The 16682-nt window shown below is 67.4% G+C and carries 12 protein-coding genes; 7 read left to right on the top strand and 5 right to left on the bottom strand.

Features of this window, described 5'->3' with window-relative positions; translation table 11 throughout:
* The first annotated feature begins 15 nt into the window (after positions 1-15).
* The 4 genes from AC5P5V_RS01930 to AC5P5V_RS01945 all read left to right on the top strand — a co-directional run bounded on the left by AC5P5V_RS01930 (position 16) and on the right by AC5P5V_RS01945 (position 5790).
* Positions 16-873, top strand: coding sequence for a 23S rRNA (adenine(2030)-N(6))-methyltransferase RlmJ (locus tag AC5P5V_RS01930; RefSeq protein ID WP_134969473.1), 858 nt, complete (start codon positions 16-18; stop codon positions 871-873).
* A 95-nt stretch (positions 874-968) separates the two neighbouring features.
* Positions 969-1514 (top strand): GNAT family N-acetyltransferase, encoded by a 546-nt coding sequence (locus AC5P5V_RS01935; protein WP_004150340.1) that lies wholly within the window; start codon positions 969-971, stop codon positions 1512-1514.
* 148 nt (positions 1515-1662) lie between these two features.
* Entirely contained in the window at positions 1663-5127 is a 3465-nt protein-coding gene (gene mfd / locus AC5P5V_RS01940; RefSeq protein ID WP_061479524.1) for a transcription-repair coupling factor, read from the top strand.
* Positions 5128-5172: 45 nt separating this feature from the next.
* The gene (locus AC5P5V_RS01945; RefSeq protein WP_061479525.1) at positions 5173-5790 is read left to right on the top strand and encodes an HD-GYP domain-containing protein; all 618 of its coding nucleotides are present in this window, start codon (positions 5173-5175) and stop codon (positions 5788-5790) included.
* A gap of 68 nt (positions 5791-5858) precedes the next feature.
* Here the strand turns inward: AC5P5V_RS01945 and AC5P5V_RS01950 are convergent, their stop codons facing one another.
* Positions 5859-7952 carry a M13 family metallopeptidase gene (locus AC5P5V_RS01950; protein ID WP_134967862.1) on the bottom strand — a complete coding sequence of 698 codons (2094 nt, stop codon included), beginning with the start codon at positions 7950-7952 and terminating at the stop codon, positions 5859-5861.
* Positions 7953-8090: 138 nt separating this feature from the next.
* Between AC5P5V_RS01950 and AC5P5V_RS01955 the strand changes: the two genes are divergently transcribed.
* The gene (locus AC5P5V_RS01955; protein WP_231352623.1) at positions 8091-8552 is read left to right on the top strand and encodes a hypothetical protein; all 462 of its coding nucleotides are present in this window, start codon (positions 8091-8093) and stop codon (positions 8550-8552) included.
* A gap of 110 nt (positions 8553-8662) precedes the next feature.
* On the opposite strand, the gene gpmA is transcribed toward AC5P5V_RS01955, so the two are convergent.
* Entirely contained in the window at positions 8663-9412 is a 750-nt protein-coding gene (gene gpmA, locus AC5P5V_RS01960) for a 2,3-diphosphoglycerate-dependent phosphoglycerate mutase (protein ID WP_014036448.1), read from the bottom strand.
* A gap of 94 nt (positions 9413-9506) precedes the next feature.
* Between gpmA and nfi the strand changes: the two genes are divergently transcribed.
* Entirely contained in the window at positions 9507-10181 is a 675-nt protein-coding gene (gene nfi / locus AC5P5V_RS01965; RefSeq protein ID WP_134967860.1) for a deoxyribonuclease V, read from the top strand.
* Between the two features lie 38 nt (positions 10182-10219).
* Here nfi and AC5P5V_RS01970 read toward each other — a convergent pair whose 3' ends face one another.
* The gene (locus AC5P5V_RS01970) at positions 10220-11200 is read right to left on the bottom strand and encodes a cation diffusion facilitator family transporter (RefSeq protein WP_065179784.1); all 981 of its coding nucleotides are present in this window, start codon (positions 11198-11200) and stop codon (positions 10220-10222) included.
* Positions 11201-11340: 140 nt separating this feature from the next.
* Complete coding sequence (locus AC5P5V_RS01975; RefSeq protein WP_134967859.1) at positions 11341-13590, bottom strand: TonB-dependent siderophore receptor; 2250 nt, start codon at positions 13588-13590, stop codon at positions 11341-11343.
* Positions 13591-13876: 286 nt separating this feature from the next.
* Here AC5P5V_RS01975 and AC5P5V_RS01980 point away from each other — a divergent pair, with 286 nt between their 5' ends.
* Entirely contained in the window at positions 13877-15292 is a 1416-nt protein-coding gene (locus AC5P5V_RS01980) for a GGDEF domain-containing protein (RefSeq protein WP_231352622.1), read from the top strand.
* A 101-nt stretch (positions 15293-15393) separates the two neighbouring features.
* Here AC5P5V_RS01980 and AC5P5V_RS01985 read toward each other — a convergent pair whose 3' ends face one another.
* Positions 15394-16611: an MFS transporter gene (locus AC5P5V_RS01985; protein WP_404830562.1), complete on the bottom strand. Its 1218-nt coding sequence runs from the start codon at positions 16609-16611 to the stop codon at positions 15394-15396.
* Between the last annotated feature and the right edge of the window lie 71 nt (positions 16612-16682).

Genomic DNA, 16682 nt, shown 5'->3' on the forward strand with positions numbered 1-16682 from the left:
CGTACACTGCCGCCCATGAACTATCGCCACGCCTTCCATGCCGGCAACCACGCCGATGTGCTCAAGCACATCGTGCAGCTGGCCCTGATCGACAGCTTCAAGCGCAAGGACAGCCCGTTCTTCGTGCTCGATACCCACGGCGGTGCCGGCCGTTACCTGCTGGCCAGCGAAGAGAGCCGCAAGACCCTCGAGGCCGAGTCCGGGATCATGCGGCTGATGGCCCAGCCCAGGCTGCCGGAGGTGGTCGAGCGCTACCTGAAGGCGGTGCAGGCCGACAATCCGGTGGGCGCACTGACCAACTACCCGGGCTCGCCGCTGCTGAGCGCACAGGCCATGCGTGCGCAGGACCGCATGGCGGTCTGCGAGCTGCAGGAAGCCGAAGCGGCCACGTTGAAGGACCTGTTTGCCCATGACAGCCGCGTCGACGTGCGCCCCGGCGATGGTTACGCCCTGCTGCGCTCGCTGCTGCCGCCCAGGTTCAACGGCAGCAAGATCGGCCGAGGCCTGGTGCTGATCGACCCCCCGTACGAGGCCCAGGACGCCGAATACCAGAACATCCTGGCCGCCCTGGCCGAGACCCTGGCACGCTGGCCGCAGGCCACCTGTGCGGTCTGGTTCCCGATCAAGCAGCGCCGCACCATCCTGCACTTCCTGCGCAAGGCCACCGCCCTGCCGGTGAAATCGGCGATGACGATCGAGTTCCTGGTGCGCCCGGACGACTCGCCGCTGCGCCTCAACGGCAGCGGCATGCTGCTGCTCAACCCGCCGTGGCAGTTCGACCGCGTGGTTGGTCCGGCCCTGCCGGCGCTGCGCCAGCACCTGGGCGAACCCGGGGCCAGCACCCGCCTGGACTGGCTCAAAGCGCCCGAATAACGGCCTTCACGAGGCTGTACCGCCGTGAGCCTTTCGTTCACGGAACGCAGCCCCGGTGATGCCACAATCGATGGACCACCAAGGAATCACCCGGTATGGCCACTCGCAACCGCATGCCGCCCTGGCATGAGATCTTCAAGGCTCCCAGCGGCCACGAGCTGCTGATCCGCCCCATCCGCCCGGAAGATGGCGCACCGCTGCAAGCGGCATTCAGCCTGTTCGGGCCGGAAGAAATCCGTGATCGTTTCCTGCAGGCGGTGACCGAGCTTTCGCCGGAAACCACCCAGCGCCTGACCCACCCCAACCCCAAGACCGAGATCACCCTGGTCGCAGCCGAGTCCCTGCCCGCTGGCGAAGCGGTGGTCGGCGCGGTCGCCCGGGCCTCGATCATCCCCGGCACCCGTGAAGCCGAGTACGCGATCCTGATCAGCCGCTTCCTGATCGGGCAAGGCCTGGGACGGCAGCTGATGCGCAAGCTGGTGAAGTGGGGCCGTGGCAAGTACCTGGACCGCCTGTACGGCGACGTTGCCGCCGAGAACGAACCGATGAAGCAGCTGGCCGCGTCGCTGGGCTTCAAGCCGGTGCCGCACCCGACCGGCGCCGAAGGCCTGGTCCGGATGGTGCTGGAGCTGGACAACTGACGGATGCGCCGGGCCCTGCCCGGCCACGTCTCCCGGTAGTGCCAGCCGCTGGCCGGCATTCCGCTCCGCCAACGGCACATGAGGCTGCCGGCAACCGGCGGCACGACGCACAGGAGCCGGATCGGGCTTCTGCTAAAATCCGGGGTCCATGTCGCGTACCTCATACCCCGCCCCGCCGCTGCCGCGCGCCGGCCAGCTCCGCGCCTGGTGGCGCGCCCCCGCCTCGCCCACCGCACTGGCCTGGTACCTGGCCCAGGCAGCGCGCGTGCACGACGCTCCGCTGCTGGTGATCGCCCGTGACAACCACGGCGCCAACCAGCTCGAAGCCGACCTGCAGACCCTGCTCGGTGGTGACCCGGCCCTGCCGGTGGTCGCCTTCCCGGACTGGGAAACCCTGCCCTACGACCGCTTCAGCCCGCATCCGGACATCATCTCGCAGCGCCTGGCTGCCCTGCACCGCCTGCCCACGCTGAAGCGTGGCCTGGTGATCGTGCCGGTGCAGACCCTGCTGCAGCAGCTGGCCCCGCGCAGCTACGTCATTGGTGGCAGCTTCGACCTGAAGGTCGGCCAGCGCCTGGATCTGGAAGCTGAGAAGCGCCGCCTGGAAAGCGCCGGCTACCGCAACGTGCCGCAGGTGATGGACCCGGGTGACTTCGCCGTGCGCGGTGGCCTGCTCGACGTGTTCCCGATGGGCGCCGGCGAGCCGCTGCGGGTGGAACTGCTGGACGAGGACATCGATTCGATCCGTGCCTTCGATCCGGAAAGCCAGCGTTCGCTGGACAAGGTCGAGGCCGTGCACATGCTGCCGGGCCGCGAAGTGCCCATGGACGAGGCCAGCATCGCCCGCGTGCTGGCCACGCTGCGCGAGCGCTTCGATGTCGATACCCGGCGCAGCGCGCTGTACCAGGATCTGAAATCCGGGCTGGCGCCGGCCGGCGTCGAGTACTACCTGCCGCTGTTCTTCGAGCGCACCGCAACCCTGTTCGACTACCTGCCCAGCGGCAGCCTGCCAGTGGTCTGTGCCGGTGCCGGCGAAGCCGCCGAGGCGTTCTGGGCGCAGACCGGCGAGCGTTATGAGCAGCGCCGCCACGATGTGGAACGGCCGCTGCTGCCGCCGTCGGCGCTGTACCTGTCGCCGGAGCTGCTGCGCGAGCGCCTGAATGATGCCCCGCGCATCGAGGTATGGGCCGCCGACCACGCACGCATCGCCGACGCGCACGCGCTGGGCGACCAGCCGCTGCCCCCGCTGCCGGTGGCCGCACGCGAAGCCCCCGCCGGCGATGCGCTGAAATCCTTCCTCGGCCATTATCCGGGCCGGGTACTGATCGCCGCCGATTCGCCCGGCCGCCGCGAGGCACTGCTGGAAGTGCTGCAGGCCGCCGAGCTGAAGCCGCCGGTGGTGGCCGACCTGCCCAGTTTCCTCGCTAGCGATGCGCGCTTCGCGATCGCGGTGGCGCCGCTGGAAGATGGCTTCGCGCTGGACGATCCGCGCATCGCGGTGCTGACCGAGCGCCAGCTGTTCCCCGAGCGCGCCGGCAGCACCCGCCGCACGCGCCGTGCCGGCCGCGAGCCGGAGGCGATCATCCGCGACCTCGGCGAGCTGACCGAGGGTGCGCCGATCGTGCACGAGGATCATGGCGTCGGCCGCTACCGTGGCCTGATCGCGATGGACGTCGGCGGCATGCCCGGCGAGTTCCTCGAGATCGAATATGCCAAGGGCGACCGCCTGTATGTACCGGTCGCCCAGCTGCACCTGATCAGCCGCTACTCCGGCGCTTCGGCCGAAACCGCACCGCTGCATTCGCTCGGTGGCGAGCAATGGAGCAAGGCCAAGCGCAAGGCCGCCGAGAAGGTGCGCGATGTGGCCGCCGAACTGCTGGAGATCCAGGCCCGCCGCCAGGCGCGTGCCGGCCTGGCACTGCAGGTCGACCGCGCGATGTACGAGCCGTTCGCCGCCGGATTCCCGTTCGAGGAAACCCCCGACCAGCTGGCCGCGATCGATGCCACCCTGCGCGACCTGGCCAGCAGCCAGCCGATGGACCGCGTGGTCTGCGGCGACGTCGGCTTCGGCAAGACCGAGGTGGCGGTGCGCGCTGCATTTGCTGCGGCCAGTGCCGGCAAGCAGGTGGCGGTGCTGGTGCCGACCACGCTGCTGGCCGAGCAGCATTACCGCAACTTCCGCGACCGTTTCGCCGATTACCCGCTGAAGGTTGAAGTGCTGTCGCGCTTCAAGACCAGCAAGGAAATCAAGGCCGAACTGGAGAAGGTGGCCGCTGGCACCATCGACGTCATCGTCGGCACCCATCGCCTGCTGCAGCCGGACGTGAAGTTCAAGGACCTGGGCATGGTCATCGTCGACGAGGAGCAGCGATTCGGCGTGCGCCAGAAGGAAGCGCTGAAGGCGCTGCGCGCCAATGTGCACCTGCTGACCCTGACCGCCACGCCGATCCCGCGCACCTTGAACATGGCCATGGCCGGCCTGCGTGACCTGTCGATCATCGCCACGCCACCGCCGAACCGGCTGGCGGTGCAGACCTTCATCACCCAGTGGGACAACGCGCTGCTGCGCGAAGCCTTCCAGCGCGAACTGGCGCGCGGTGGCCAGCTGTACTTCCTGCACAACGACGTGGAGAGCATCGGCCGCATGCAGCGCGAGCTGTCCGAGCTGGTGCCGGAGGCACGCATCGGCATCGCCCACGGGCAGATGCCCGAGCGCGAACTGGAAAAGGTGATGCTGGATTTCCAGAAGCAGCGCTTCAACGTGCTGCTGTCGACCACGATCATCGAATCGGGCATCGACATCCCCAACGCCAACACCATCATCATCAACCGTGCCGACCGTTTCGGCCTGGCCCAGCTGCACCAGCTGCGTGGCCGCGTCGGCCGTTCGCACCACCGTGCCTACGCCTACCTGATCACCCCCGACCGTCGCGCGATCACCCCCGACGCCGAGAAGCGCCTGGAAGCGATCGCCTCGATGGACGAGCTGGGCGCCGGCTTCACCCTGGCCACCCACGATCTGGAAATCCGCGGCGCCGGTGAACTGCTGGGCGAGGACCAGAGCGGGCAGATGGCCGAGGTCGGCTTCAGCCTGTATACCGAGCTGCTGGAACGCGCGGTACGCAGCATCAAGCAGGGCAAGCTGCCTGACCTGGATGCCGGTGAGGAAGTGCGCGGCGCCGAGGTCGAGCTGCATGTGCCGGCGCTGATCCCGGAAGACTACCTGCCGGACGTGCACACCCGCCTGACCCTGTACAAGCGCATTTCCAGCGCGCGCGACAGCGATGCGCTGCGCGAACTGCAGGTGGAGATGATCGACCGCTTCGGCCTGCTGCCGGATGCAGCCAAGCACCTGTTCGCCATCGCCGAGCTGAAGCTGAAAGCCAATACGCTGGGCATCCGCAAGCTCGACCTGGGCGAGAACGGCGGCCGCATCGTGTTCGAGTCCAAGCCGAACATCGATCCGATGGCGGTGATCCAGCTGATCCAGAAACAACCGAACCTCTATGCCATGGAAGGGCCCGACAAGCTGCGCATCAAGCACCCGCTGCCGTTGCCGGAAGACCGCTTCAATGCGGCCCGCGCCCTTCTGACCACCCTCGCCCCGGGTTGATCGCCCCCCGAACACCCCGCACCGGTCCCCACCCGGTGCGGGCGGATGACCATGTTCCCTGACGCCGTACCCGCCCCCGACCTGCTGCACGCGCAGGCCTGCCTGATCGATGCCCTCTCGATGTCGCTGCAGATGCGCGACGCCTACACCCGCCACCACTGCGACCGCGTCGGCCTGCTCGCGCAGCGCCTGGCCACGCACTGCGATCTTGATGACGAGGCCCGTGCGCAGATCGGCCTGGCCGCGCGCTTCCATGACATCGGCAAGATCGGCATACCCGATGACGTGCTGCTGGCACCCCGCCGGCATACCGACGAGGAGCGCGCGATCATGCGCGAGCATCCGGTACGCGGCGAACACATCTTCCTGGCCACCGGCCGCAGCGACGCCTTGCCGGTGGCGCGGCTGATCCGCGCCCATCACGAGGCCTTCGATGGCAGCGGCTACCCCGATGGGCTGCGCGGCGAATCCATCCCGCTGGGCGCGCGCATCGTCACCATCGCCGATGCCTACGATGCGATGACCAGCGTGCGCCCGTATCGCGACGCGATGGAGCATGAGGCCGCATTGCGGATCATCGACGAGCAGGCCGGCGGGCTGGTGGATCCGTACGTGCTGCAACGCTTCCATCGCATGCTGGAGCGGGAACCGGCGCTGGCCTGAGATCGGCCGGGCAAACGAAAGGCCCGGCGTTCGCCGGGCCTTTCGCTCCACGCGTCACGGGTGATCGATCACCAGATCACCACACGCTTGTCGTCGGCGCGCACCATCGCATCACCCGCCTTGCACTGGAATGCAGCAGCGAACGAGGGCATGTTCGACGGCGCACCGTTGGCACGGAAATTGGCCGGCGCGTGCGGATCGGTGTTCAGGCGCACGCGCAGCTCGCCATCGGTAAAGTTGCGGCGCCACACGGTGGCCCAGTTCATGAAGAAACGCTGATCCTGGCTATAGCCGTCAACTTCGACATTGGCCTTCGGGTCTTCCTTCAGCGCCATCTGCAGCGCGTCGTAGGCCACGGTCAGGCCGCCCAGGTCGCCGATGTTCTCGCCCAGGGTCAGCTTGCCCTTCACGAATACGCCCGGCACCGACTCGTAGCCGTCGAACTGCGCGACCAGCTGGTCGGTACGCTCGGTGAAGGCCTTGCGGTCGGCGTCGGTCCACCAGTTGTCGAAGTTGCCGTTGGCGGCGAACTGGCTGCCCGAGTCGTCGTAGCCGTGCATCATTTCGTGGCCGATGACCGCACCGATGCCGCCGTAGTTCAGCGCCGGATCGGCCTTGGCGTCGAAGAACGGCGCCTGCAGGATCGCCGCCGGGAACACGATCTCGTTCTTGGTGGCGTTGTAGTACGCGTTGACGGTCTGCGGGGTCATGCCCCACTCGGTCTTGTCCACCGGCTTGCCGATCTTGTCCAGCATGTAGCGGTAGTTGAACGCACGTGCTGCCTGCATGTTGCCCAGGTAGCTGTCGCCGTTGGTCTGCAGGCCCGACCAGTCACGCCACTTGTCCGGGTAGCCGATCTTCGGGGTGAAGCTGGCCCACTTTTCCAGTGCCTTCTTCCTGGTTTCCTCGCCCATCCACGGCAGCTGCTCCAGGCGCGCCTTCAATGCCTGCGACAGGTTCTCCACCAGGTGCTGCATGGCCACCTTCGACTCGGCCGGGAACACGGCGTCGACGTACAGCTGGCCCAGGGCCTCACCCATGCCACCGTTGACCGACTCCAGCACGCGCTTCCAGCGCGGCTGCATTTCCTTCTGGCCACGCAGGGTGGTGCCGTAGAAATCGAAGTTGGCCTTCTCGAACTGGCTGCTCAGGTACGGCGCGGCATCGTCGATGGTGTGGAAGCGCAGGTAGGCCTGCCAGGTGCTGGCCGGCACGTCGGCGAGCATCTTGTCCATTTCACCGAAGAAGCCCGGCTGGGCCAGCGAGAACTTCTGCGCGGCCGGTACCTTCAGGGTGTCGAACAGCGCGGTCCAGCTGAAGTTCGGGGTCAGCCTGTCGGCGTCGGCGGCGCTGAGCGGGTTGTAGCGCTTGGCCGGGTCACGCATTTCGATGCGCGACATCGAGGCCTTGGCCAGGCGGGTTTCGAAGGCCATCACGGCCTTGGCCTGCTCGGCGGCCTGCGCCGCGTCCACGCCGGACAGGGTCAGCACCTGTGCGATGTAGGCCACGTAGGCGTCGCGGATCTTGGCCTGCGCATCGTCGAAGTAGTAGCCCTTCTCCGGCAGGCCCAGGCCGCCCTGGCCGACATAGGCGATGACGTTGGCCGAATCCTTGTAGTCGGCATTGGCGAACAGCGAGAACAACACGCCCTTGCCTTCGGCCTGGCTGTCGCGCAGGTACTGGGTGATGGCGGCGGTGTCGTTCAGCGCGGTGATCTTGTCCAGCTGCGGCTGCAGCGGCGCCAGGCCGGCGGCTTCGATCTTGGCCTCGTCGTTGCCGGTCTTCCAGATGTCACCGATCTTGGCTTTCACCGAGCCGGCATTGGCCTGGCTGGCGGCGGCCTGCTGCACCAGCGCGTGCTGCACTTCCAGCGAGCGCTCGCGCAGGATCTCGAAGCTGCCCCAGGTGGTCTGGTCGCCCGGCACCGGGTTGGCCTTCAGCCACTTGCTGTTGACGAAGCCATTGAGGTCGGTACAGGCCGAAATGGCCGGATCCAGGTCGGCGCTGTTGAGCGAGATCAGCGGCGTCTTGATCTGCGACAGGTCGAAGGCCGGCTTGGCGTCGGCACTGGCCGCCGGCGCGGTTTCGTTCTTGCCACAGGCGGCCAGCGAGGCAGCGATGGCGATGGTCAGGCCCAGCGGGACCAGGTTGCGGACGTTCATGAGGCTCTCCTGCGGGTAATTTCACAGGGTAGCCGGGGGCGTGAGGTTGGGGACCGGCCAAAGGTCACAGAGCCCACGGCGTAGCTCCCGCCGCGCGCCGGTATGCTCTGGCCTCTGCGATCACTGGACCTCATGACCATGGACGAACCTGCGCTGCTGCTGGCCCTCGACACCTGTGAGTTTCTGTTTCTTGCTGAGATTGGCGAGCCGGAAGCGAATCGTCTGCGCCTGGTCGTCGAGGAGGGCCGGGTGGTCGGTAAGCCCTCCCGCGTGGAGCTCGGTCATGGACGTTCAATCGATGACGTGCGTGCGATAGAGGTGGTACCCCACTCGCAGCGGTTTGAACTGATCTGGGACCACTACATCAGCTACGCCGTGCACAACGAGTCCTACCAGAGCTGGGACGACTCCGAAGCCTGGAGCGGCAACCTGTTCCGCCGCTACAGCCATTCGAAGTTCCTTGAATATCTGGGCCGTGCCACCTTCGCTGATACCCGTTACCCGGGCCCATTCACGCATTACCAGGTGATATGCCAGGACCACGTCATCGACATTGCTGCGTTGCAGTCGCCGAAGGTGCGCCTGCTGGATCCGTCGTAGCCGGAACATGCAGCCACCATGAAGTGGCTCTACCGGGTTGCGACAGCGTCAGCCGAGCGTGGGCTCGGCTCTACAAAAAGAAAGGCCGGCTTGCGCCGGCCTTCTGCTTCTTATTTCGCCTTGCCCTGGTTGGCTACGGCTTCGGCGGCCTTGCGCGCCGCTTCCGGGTCGCCGAGGTAGCGGAACGACTGCACGGTCAGGTCATCGTTCAGTTCGAACAGCAGCGGGATGCCGGTCGGGATGTTCAGCTCGAGGATTTCCTCGCGCGAGACGTTGTTGAGGTACTTGTACAACGCACGCAGCGAGTTGCCGTGGGCGGTGACCAGCACGGTCTTGCCGTCCTTCAGCTGCGGCGCGATGGCGTCGTGCCAGTACGGCAGCACGCGGTCCAGGGTGGTGGCCAGCGATTCGGTGCCCGGCAGCGCGTTGCGGTCCAGCCCGGCGTAACGGCGGTCATGGATCGGGTGGCCCGGATCTTCCAGGTCCATCGGCGGCGGCGGGATGTCGTACGAACGACGCCACACCTTCACCTGCTCTTCGCCGTGCTTGGCAGCGGTCTCGGCCTTGTCCAGGCCCTGCAGGCCGCCGTAGTGGCGCTCGTTGAGGCGCCAGGACTTGTTCACCGGCAGCCAGTCCTGCTCCAGCTCGGCCAGCGCACCCTGCAGGGTGTGGATGGCGCGCTTCAGCACGGAGGTATGGGCGACGTCGAACTGCAGGCCTTCCTCGCGCATCAGGCGACCGGCGGCAGCCGCTTCCCGTCGCCCCTGCTCGGTCAGGTCGACATCGACCCAGCCGGTGAAGCGGTTGTCCAGGTTCCACTGGCTCTGGCCATGGCGCAACAGTACGAGTTTACGGGTCACTGCAGGGTCTCCAACGCGAGGAAAGGCAGGCCGCCATTGTAGCCCCGGTGGCCGCTCACCGTGCCGTGGCGCCGCGCATGCGATGCTGGAGCCAATGAATACGGTGATCGACCCCGGGCGCTGGGAAGGCAGCGTCACCGCTGCCCGCGCGCAACAGCTGCAACTGGCCGCCCGCGTGGAACGCCAGGACCGCCTGCCCCGTGACGTGCGCTGGCTGGCCGGGCTGGACGTCGGCTTCGAGGACAACGGTGCCATTACCCGCGCCGCGGCGGTGCTGCTGGATGCAAGGACGCTGCAGCCCGTGGCGCAGGAGATCGCGCGCATCCCCACGGTGATGCCCTATATCCCCGGCCTGCTCAGCTTCCGCGAGCTGCCGGCGCTGCTGGCCGCGCTGGCGCTGCTGCCGCGGGCACCGGACGTGGTGTTCGTCGATGGCCACGGCATCAGCCATCCGCGCCGGCTGGGCGTGGCCGCGCATCTGGGCGTGGTCACCGACCTGCCGAGCATCGGCGTGGCGAAATCGAAACTGGTGGGAAGGTTCGTCGAACCGGGCGCCGAGGCCGGCGCGCATACACCACTGCTGGACGGCGAAGAGCAGCTGGGCTGGGTGCTGCGCAGCAAGGTTCGCTGCAAGCCGCTGTTCGTGGCCGGTGGCCATCGGATCAGTGCCGATACCGCGCTGGGCTGGGTGCAGCACACCCTGCGTGGCTATCGGCTGCCGGAGCCAACCCGGCTGGCGGATCGGCTGGCCTCGCGGCGGGACGAATAGCTGCGCCGGGCGTCTCCCGGCGCGCGCGTCATCTTCGATCAACGATGCACATGGCCACGATGGCCCTGCGCGTCCTCGCCGTGGTCGTGGCCTTCATGGCCCTCGTGTCCGCCGCCCTTGGCCGGCGCCGGCCCGCCACAGGCTTCGCCGCAGTGGTCCGCTTCGATCTGCAGTGTCACGTGCTCGATACCGAAGTCATCATGCAGGCGTCCGCCCAGCTCACGGCGCAGCGCATCGGCATCGGTGCCCTCGCGCATCACGATGTGCGCGGTCAGCGCCGGGGTGCTGGAAGCCAGCGCCCACACGTGCAGGTCATGCACGTCCAGGACTGCGGCGTGGCCGGACAGGCTGTCGCGCACCCTGTCCACGTCCATGCCCTTGGGCACGCCTTCCAGCAGCACGTTGATCGCTTCACGCATCAGCACGTAGGTACGCGGCAGCACCCACAGGCCGATCAGCACGGCCAGGATCGGGTCGATCGGTTTCCATCCGGTCCACTTGATCAACAATGCGCCCGCAATCACAGCCACCGAGCCGAGCATGTCGGCCCACACTTCCAGGTAGGCGCCCTTCACGTTGAGGCTCTCGCCACTGCCCGCCTGCAGCAGGCGCATCGAGATCAGGTTGATGACCAGGCCCGCAGCCGCGATCACCAGCATGCCGGAGGAGGCGATCTCCTGCGGCTGGCGGAAGCGGCCGACCGCCTCCCACAGGATGTAGGCGGCGACCACGAACAGCATGGCACCGTTGATCATCGCGCCCAACGCTTCCAGCCGTGCATAGCCGTAGGTGCGGCGCGCATCCGGCGGGCGCCGGCTCAACCGTACCGCGACCAGCGCGATCATCAGCGCCAGCGCATCGGTGGCCATGTGCGCGGCGTCGGACAACAGCGCCAGGCTGTTGGTCCAGAACGCGCCCACCACTTCGACGACGAGGAAGGTGGTGGTCAGGCCGAGTGCCCACCACAAGGGTTTCTCGTGGCGGATCTGGGATGGCAGGTGATCGTGGTCGTGGCCCATGGCAACAGCTCCTTTGCGATGCGGTGCAGGCTACGCCGTGCTGGCGGGGGAGACTATTACGGTGTTTATAACATTGCAGGCCACACGAGCCCTCGTCGGGCATGGCCCGGCGAGGGCTGCAGACCGACGCCGGCCTGCGGTCAGAAGCCGAAGCGAAGGCTGGCCCAGTAGGCCCGGCCCGGTTCGTTGTAGGTCGCCGCACCGGCATCGCTGCTGTTGGCCTCGCGGAACAGGCGCTTGTCGGCCAGGTTGTTCACGCCGAAGCCGAAGCTGACCGTCTCGGTCACCTTGTAGCGCGCGCTCACGCCCCAGATGTTGTACGCGCCACGATCCTGCAGCGCGATCGATGCATCGCAGCTGCCGGTGCAGCGCGGGTCGTTGTTGATGTTGGTCGTGGCCGGTTCCTGCTTGCCGTAGAAGGTGCCGGTCAGCAGTACGGACAGCCTGTCGGTGGCTTGCCAGTCCAGCATGGTGTTGATCGTGTACTTCGGAATCACCGACAACGGCTGGTGCGTGGTCTTGTTCTCGTTTTCCACCATGTAGGTGAAGTTGTTGCTCCACTTCAGGCGGTTGCCCTGCTCGCCCAGCAGCGGAATGACCAGGTTGCCTTCCAGCCCCTGCACGATCGCCTTCGGCGCGTTCTCCCAGCGGAAGATGCGGCCCTTGGTGTCGGCGGTCAGCCCGATCTGGGTGTAGCCGGCCTGGATCTTGTCCTTGTAATCGTTGTGGAAGTAGGTCAACGACGCCTGCCAGCCGCTCTGCGGTGCCCATTCGATGCCCAGTTCCTTGTTCAGGCTGGTTTCCGCCTTCAGGTCCGCGTTGCCGCGCATGTAGCAACCGGCGCCCAGGCTCGGCAGCGCATTGGGGCAGCCGTTGCCGCGGGTGTAGTAGAGATAGTCCGGATTGGACTGATACAGGTTCGGCGCCTTGAACGCGCGGGCAATGCCGCCCTTCACCCCCCAGTCGCTGCTGATGCGGAACTGCGCGTTGAGGCTGGGGCTGGTGTTGTTGCCGAACTGGCTGTGGTGGTCGAAGCGCAGGCCCGGGGTAACGATCCAGCGCTCGCCCAGGTAGATGTTGTCTTCCACGAACACCGCCGTGGTCTGCGCATCGGCCTTGCCGCGCGCACGATCGGCCGACAGCCCCGGGATGCCACCGCCGCTGCTGCTGGACTGGCTCATCGAGTACGGGTCGGTCAGGCGGCTGTCCAGGTATTCAAAGCCCAGCGTCCAGATGTTCTCGGCGCCGCCCAGCGTGGTCGGAAAGCTCACTTCGCCATCCAGCTGGTAGTTGCGCAGGCGCGAGGTCGACCAGTCGGTGCCGTTGAAGCTGCCCTCCGGGCCACCGGCCAGGCCTTCATTGATGCGTGAGTTGTTCACCGCCTCCACCGCGGCGGTCACCCGCGAGGTCACATCGCCCCAGCGGCCACGATGGGTGACCGCGCCGGTGTTGCGGTACATGCGGTTGGTTTCCGCCTTGCCGTCGGCCAGCGCAGCCAGATCGATGCCGGTCGAAGTACCCGTGGTGCTGACCGCGCGGTCGCCGGCGTAGATGTTGCCCTGGCGGCTGGTGCCGGCTTCGAACTCGACCACCTGGTCGGCGGTCACGTCCCAGCGCAGCAGCGCGTTGATGTCGCGGTTCTTGACGCCCTCGCGGCCAGCCGGTGGCACTGCGTTCGGCTGGGTGGCGTACCGGCGGTTGAGATCGAGTGAATCGGCGTCGGTCTTGTTGAGGTTGCCGTACAGGCGGAACGACAGCGTGTCGGTCATCGGCCCACTCAGCTGCAGGCCGACGCGCTCGCTGCCACCTTCGGCGCTGTGTTCGGGCACCAGCCCGTACAGGTCGACGGCACCGGTCAGGTCGCCGGTCGGGCGCTTGGTGATGATGTTGACCACGCCACCGGAAGCACCGGAGCCATAGCGTGCCGCCGCCGGGCCGCGCAGCACTTCGATGCGCTCGATCATCTCCGCCGGCACCCAGTTGGTGTCGCCGCGCGTGTTGCGCTCGCCACTGCGGCCCATGCGCACGGCATCGCGCGCACCGATGCGCTTGCCGTCGACCAGGATCAGGGTGTTTTCCGGGCCCATGCCGCGCAGGTCGATCTGGCGGTTGTTGCCGTACTGGCCCGAGGCGCTGTTGCCGGTGAGGTTGACGCCCGGCATGGTGCGCAGCAGTTCGGCGATGTCGTTGGCCGGTGGGCGCCTGGCGATGTCCTCGGCGGTGATCGTCGAGGTACCCAACGCCTGGCGGGCAATCTGCGAGGCGGTGACGTGCACCGTGTCGATATCGGTGGCGTCGGCTTCAGCCTGGGCGGTCAGGGCGCTGCCCGCCAGCAGGGCGGCAACGGCGAGCGCCAGCGGGCGCGGCGAGAGGACAACGGCAGGAGACATGATCTGGACCTTCTGGCAGGGCAACGTGGCCTCTGGCAAAGGGCTTGAGGCAACGACGAGGGGGAGGCGGAGCGTCGCTGCAGTCGCCTGCGGCCCGATCCGTGCGCGCATTCTCCCATCAATGCGAGTGATTCTCAAATGCGTTCGCTCATTGATACCGCAGGCGTGATGTGGCCTGCGTGCCGGACGACCCTGCATCGCGCTTAAACTGGCCGGCTTGCCCACCATCAACCGCACGCCACCGCGGCCGATACCCGTGGTTTGCCGTACGCAGTCAGAGATCGACGTGGAACCACCCCAACTGGACGATGCCAGCCAGCCGCTGGCCGAGGCCTGGCAGCACTGCCTGCAACAGGCCGGCCCGGCCGCCACCGCGCTGCTGCACGCCGCCGCAACCGATGCCCCGCCGGCGCTGGCCCAACGCTTCTACGAAGTGCTGTTGCAGGACGGGCGTGCACGCCGCTTCCTGTCCCACGATCAGGTCAAGCAACGCCTGCAACCGGCCATGCAGCGCTGGCTGGTGCAGCTGCTGACCACTGATGCCGACGGCATTGCCGCCACCGTTGCCTCGCAACGCGTGATCGGTGATGTGCATGCCCGGGTCGGCATTCCGGTCGACCTGGTCACCCGCGGCGCGCGCGTACTCAAGCACGAGCTGTTCGTGCGCCTGCGCGACGACGCGCCCGACAGCGCCACCGCGTTCGCCGCCATCGACTGCCTCAGCGCGATCATGGACATCGCCATGGAAGGCATGACCCTGGCCTACACCCATGCACGCGAGCGCTCCACCCGTGCCGATGCTGCCTATCGGCTGTTCTCGCTGGTGCAGAATGTCGGTACTGAACGCGAGCGCCAGCGTGCACTGCTGCTGGACTGGGAGAACGCCCTGCTGTACGCACTCGCCGGCCACGTGCAGGCCAGCGAAAGCGCCAGCCTGGCGAGCTCGGAATTCGGCCTGTGGTTCACCCACAAGGGCATCCCCAGCTTCGGCGATAGCAGCGAAACCCAGCAGGTCGGCCAACTGATGGCCCGCATCGACGGCAACCTGCAGCGGGCAAGCCATGACACCCCGGCGCAACGACTGGCGGTGCTGCCGGCCATCCGCGAGGACCTGGCCGCCATCCGTACCCTGATGACGCTGTTGTTCGAACGCATCGGTGAACTGGATGCCGGCAGCGATGCCCTGACCAACCTGCTCAACCGCCGCTTCCTGCCTACCGTGCTGCGCAGGGAGATCGAGCTGGCCACGCGCAACCGCACGCCGTTCTCGCTGCTGCTGCTCGACCTGGATCACTTCAAGGCGATCAACGACGGCCACGGCCACGATGCCGGCGACCGCGCGTTGCAGCACGTCGCCGGCCTGCTCGGCCAGCTGACCCGCGGCAGCGACTACCTGTTCCGCTACGGCGGCGAGGAGTTCGTGGTGGTGCTGGTTGCCGCCAGTGAGTCACAGGCCACGGTGATCGCCGAGAGCCTGCGCCGGCAGATCGCGCAGTCGCCAGTGGCACTGGCCAACGGCCAGGCTCTGTCGCTGACTGCCAGCATCGGCGTGGCCGGCCATGATGGCCACCCGGACTACGAGCGGTTGATGGCACGTGCCGACGCGGCGATGTACGAGGCCAAGCGCAGCGGCCGCAACCGCGTGGTGGTGGCCAGCGCGGACCTGCAGGAAGCCCCGGGGCGGCGCGCGTTGCAGCGCTGAACTGGCGGAAATGAAAAATCCCGGTGGCGGGTAGAGTCGACTGTTAGTCGACTACCGCGCGCAGCGCGGAGCTTTTCGCCGTCGGAACGAGGAGCAGTCGACTAACAGTCGACTCTACCGATTCGCGCGCCAGCCGCTGCTTTCACCGCCCGCCTCCGCCACGCTGCCCACCACAGCAGCGCCAGCAGCGCGATGCCGGCGCCCAGCAGGCACACGGCAGGCCAGCCGTGCCGGGCCTGCATCCAGGGCCCGGCAGCCGCACCGACACCACTACCCACCGCATAGAAGAGCATGTAAAGCGCCACCAGGCGTCCATGCTGCTCGCCCGGCGCGCGCAGCAGCAGCGCCTGGTTCGAGACATGCAGCGCCTGCCCACCCAGATCGAGCACGATCACGCCCAGCAGCAGCAACGACAGCGACTGCGGCAGGCCCAGCAGCGGCCACCACGCGACCAGCATCAACAGCAGCGCGCCAAGACTGACCCGATCGGCAAAACCGCGGTCCATCCAGTGCCCGACCCGCGACGCCATCAATGCACCTGCCACCCCGGCCAGGCCGAGCGCACCGATGGCCGCAGTGGACCACTGCAGCGGTGGGGCCGACAGCGGCAAGGGGGCCGCCGCCCAGAACACGTTGAGTCCGGCAAACAGCAGCAACGCCAGTGGACCGCGCTCGCGCAGCGTTCGATCCCGGCGCAGCATGCCCAGCATCGAGCCCAGCAGCTCATGCCAGCGTGGAGGGACCGACGGCACCGGTACTGCGGGCAAGCGCTGCCACAGCAGCGCCGCCAATGCCGCCATCACCACCGCGGACAGCAGGTAGACCCTCTGCCAGCCAAAGGCCGCCGCCACCGTACCAGACAGCACGCGCGCCAGCAGCAGGCCGATGAACACTCCGCCCTGCACCACGCCAACCATGCGACCGCGCTGCTCGGGCGGTGCCAGCGTGGCGGTGTAGGCGATCAGGCCCTGGGTCAGCGCCGTGCCCAGCAATCCGGCCAGCAGCATGCCAGACAACAGCCAGCTCGCCGTGCGCGACGCCGCCAGCCACAACAGGGCCAGCACCAGTGCGATCAGCTGCAGCCGCAGCAGGCGTCGCCGGTCACCGCGGTCCGCCAGCGGCAGCAGGCCAAGCAACGCCAGCACGCTGCCGGCCTGGGTGGCAGCCAGCACCGCGCCGGCCACGGCCCGGTCCAGTGCAAAGGCGCGTGCAAGCTGATCCAGCAGCGGCTGCGCGTAATAGACGTTGGCAACGCTGGCGCCGGCGGCAACCGCAAGCAGCACCAGCAGGGGGCGTGGAATCGGCATGGCATTCGTCATCTGGTTTCATATTGAAACCGGATGCAGGCTAGCCACTTTGGTTTTAAACTGCAACCACATAGGACGGAGAC

Source organism: Stenotrophomonas sp. YJH_SMC_130 (assembly GCF_059369035.1).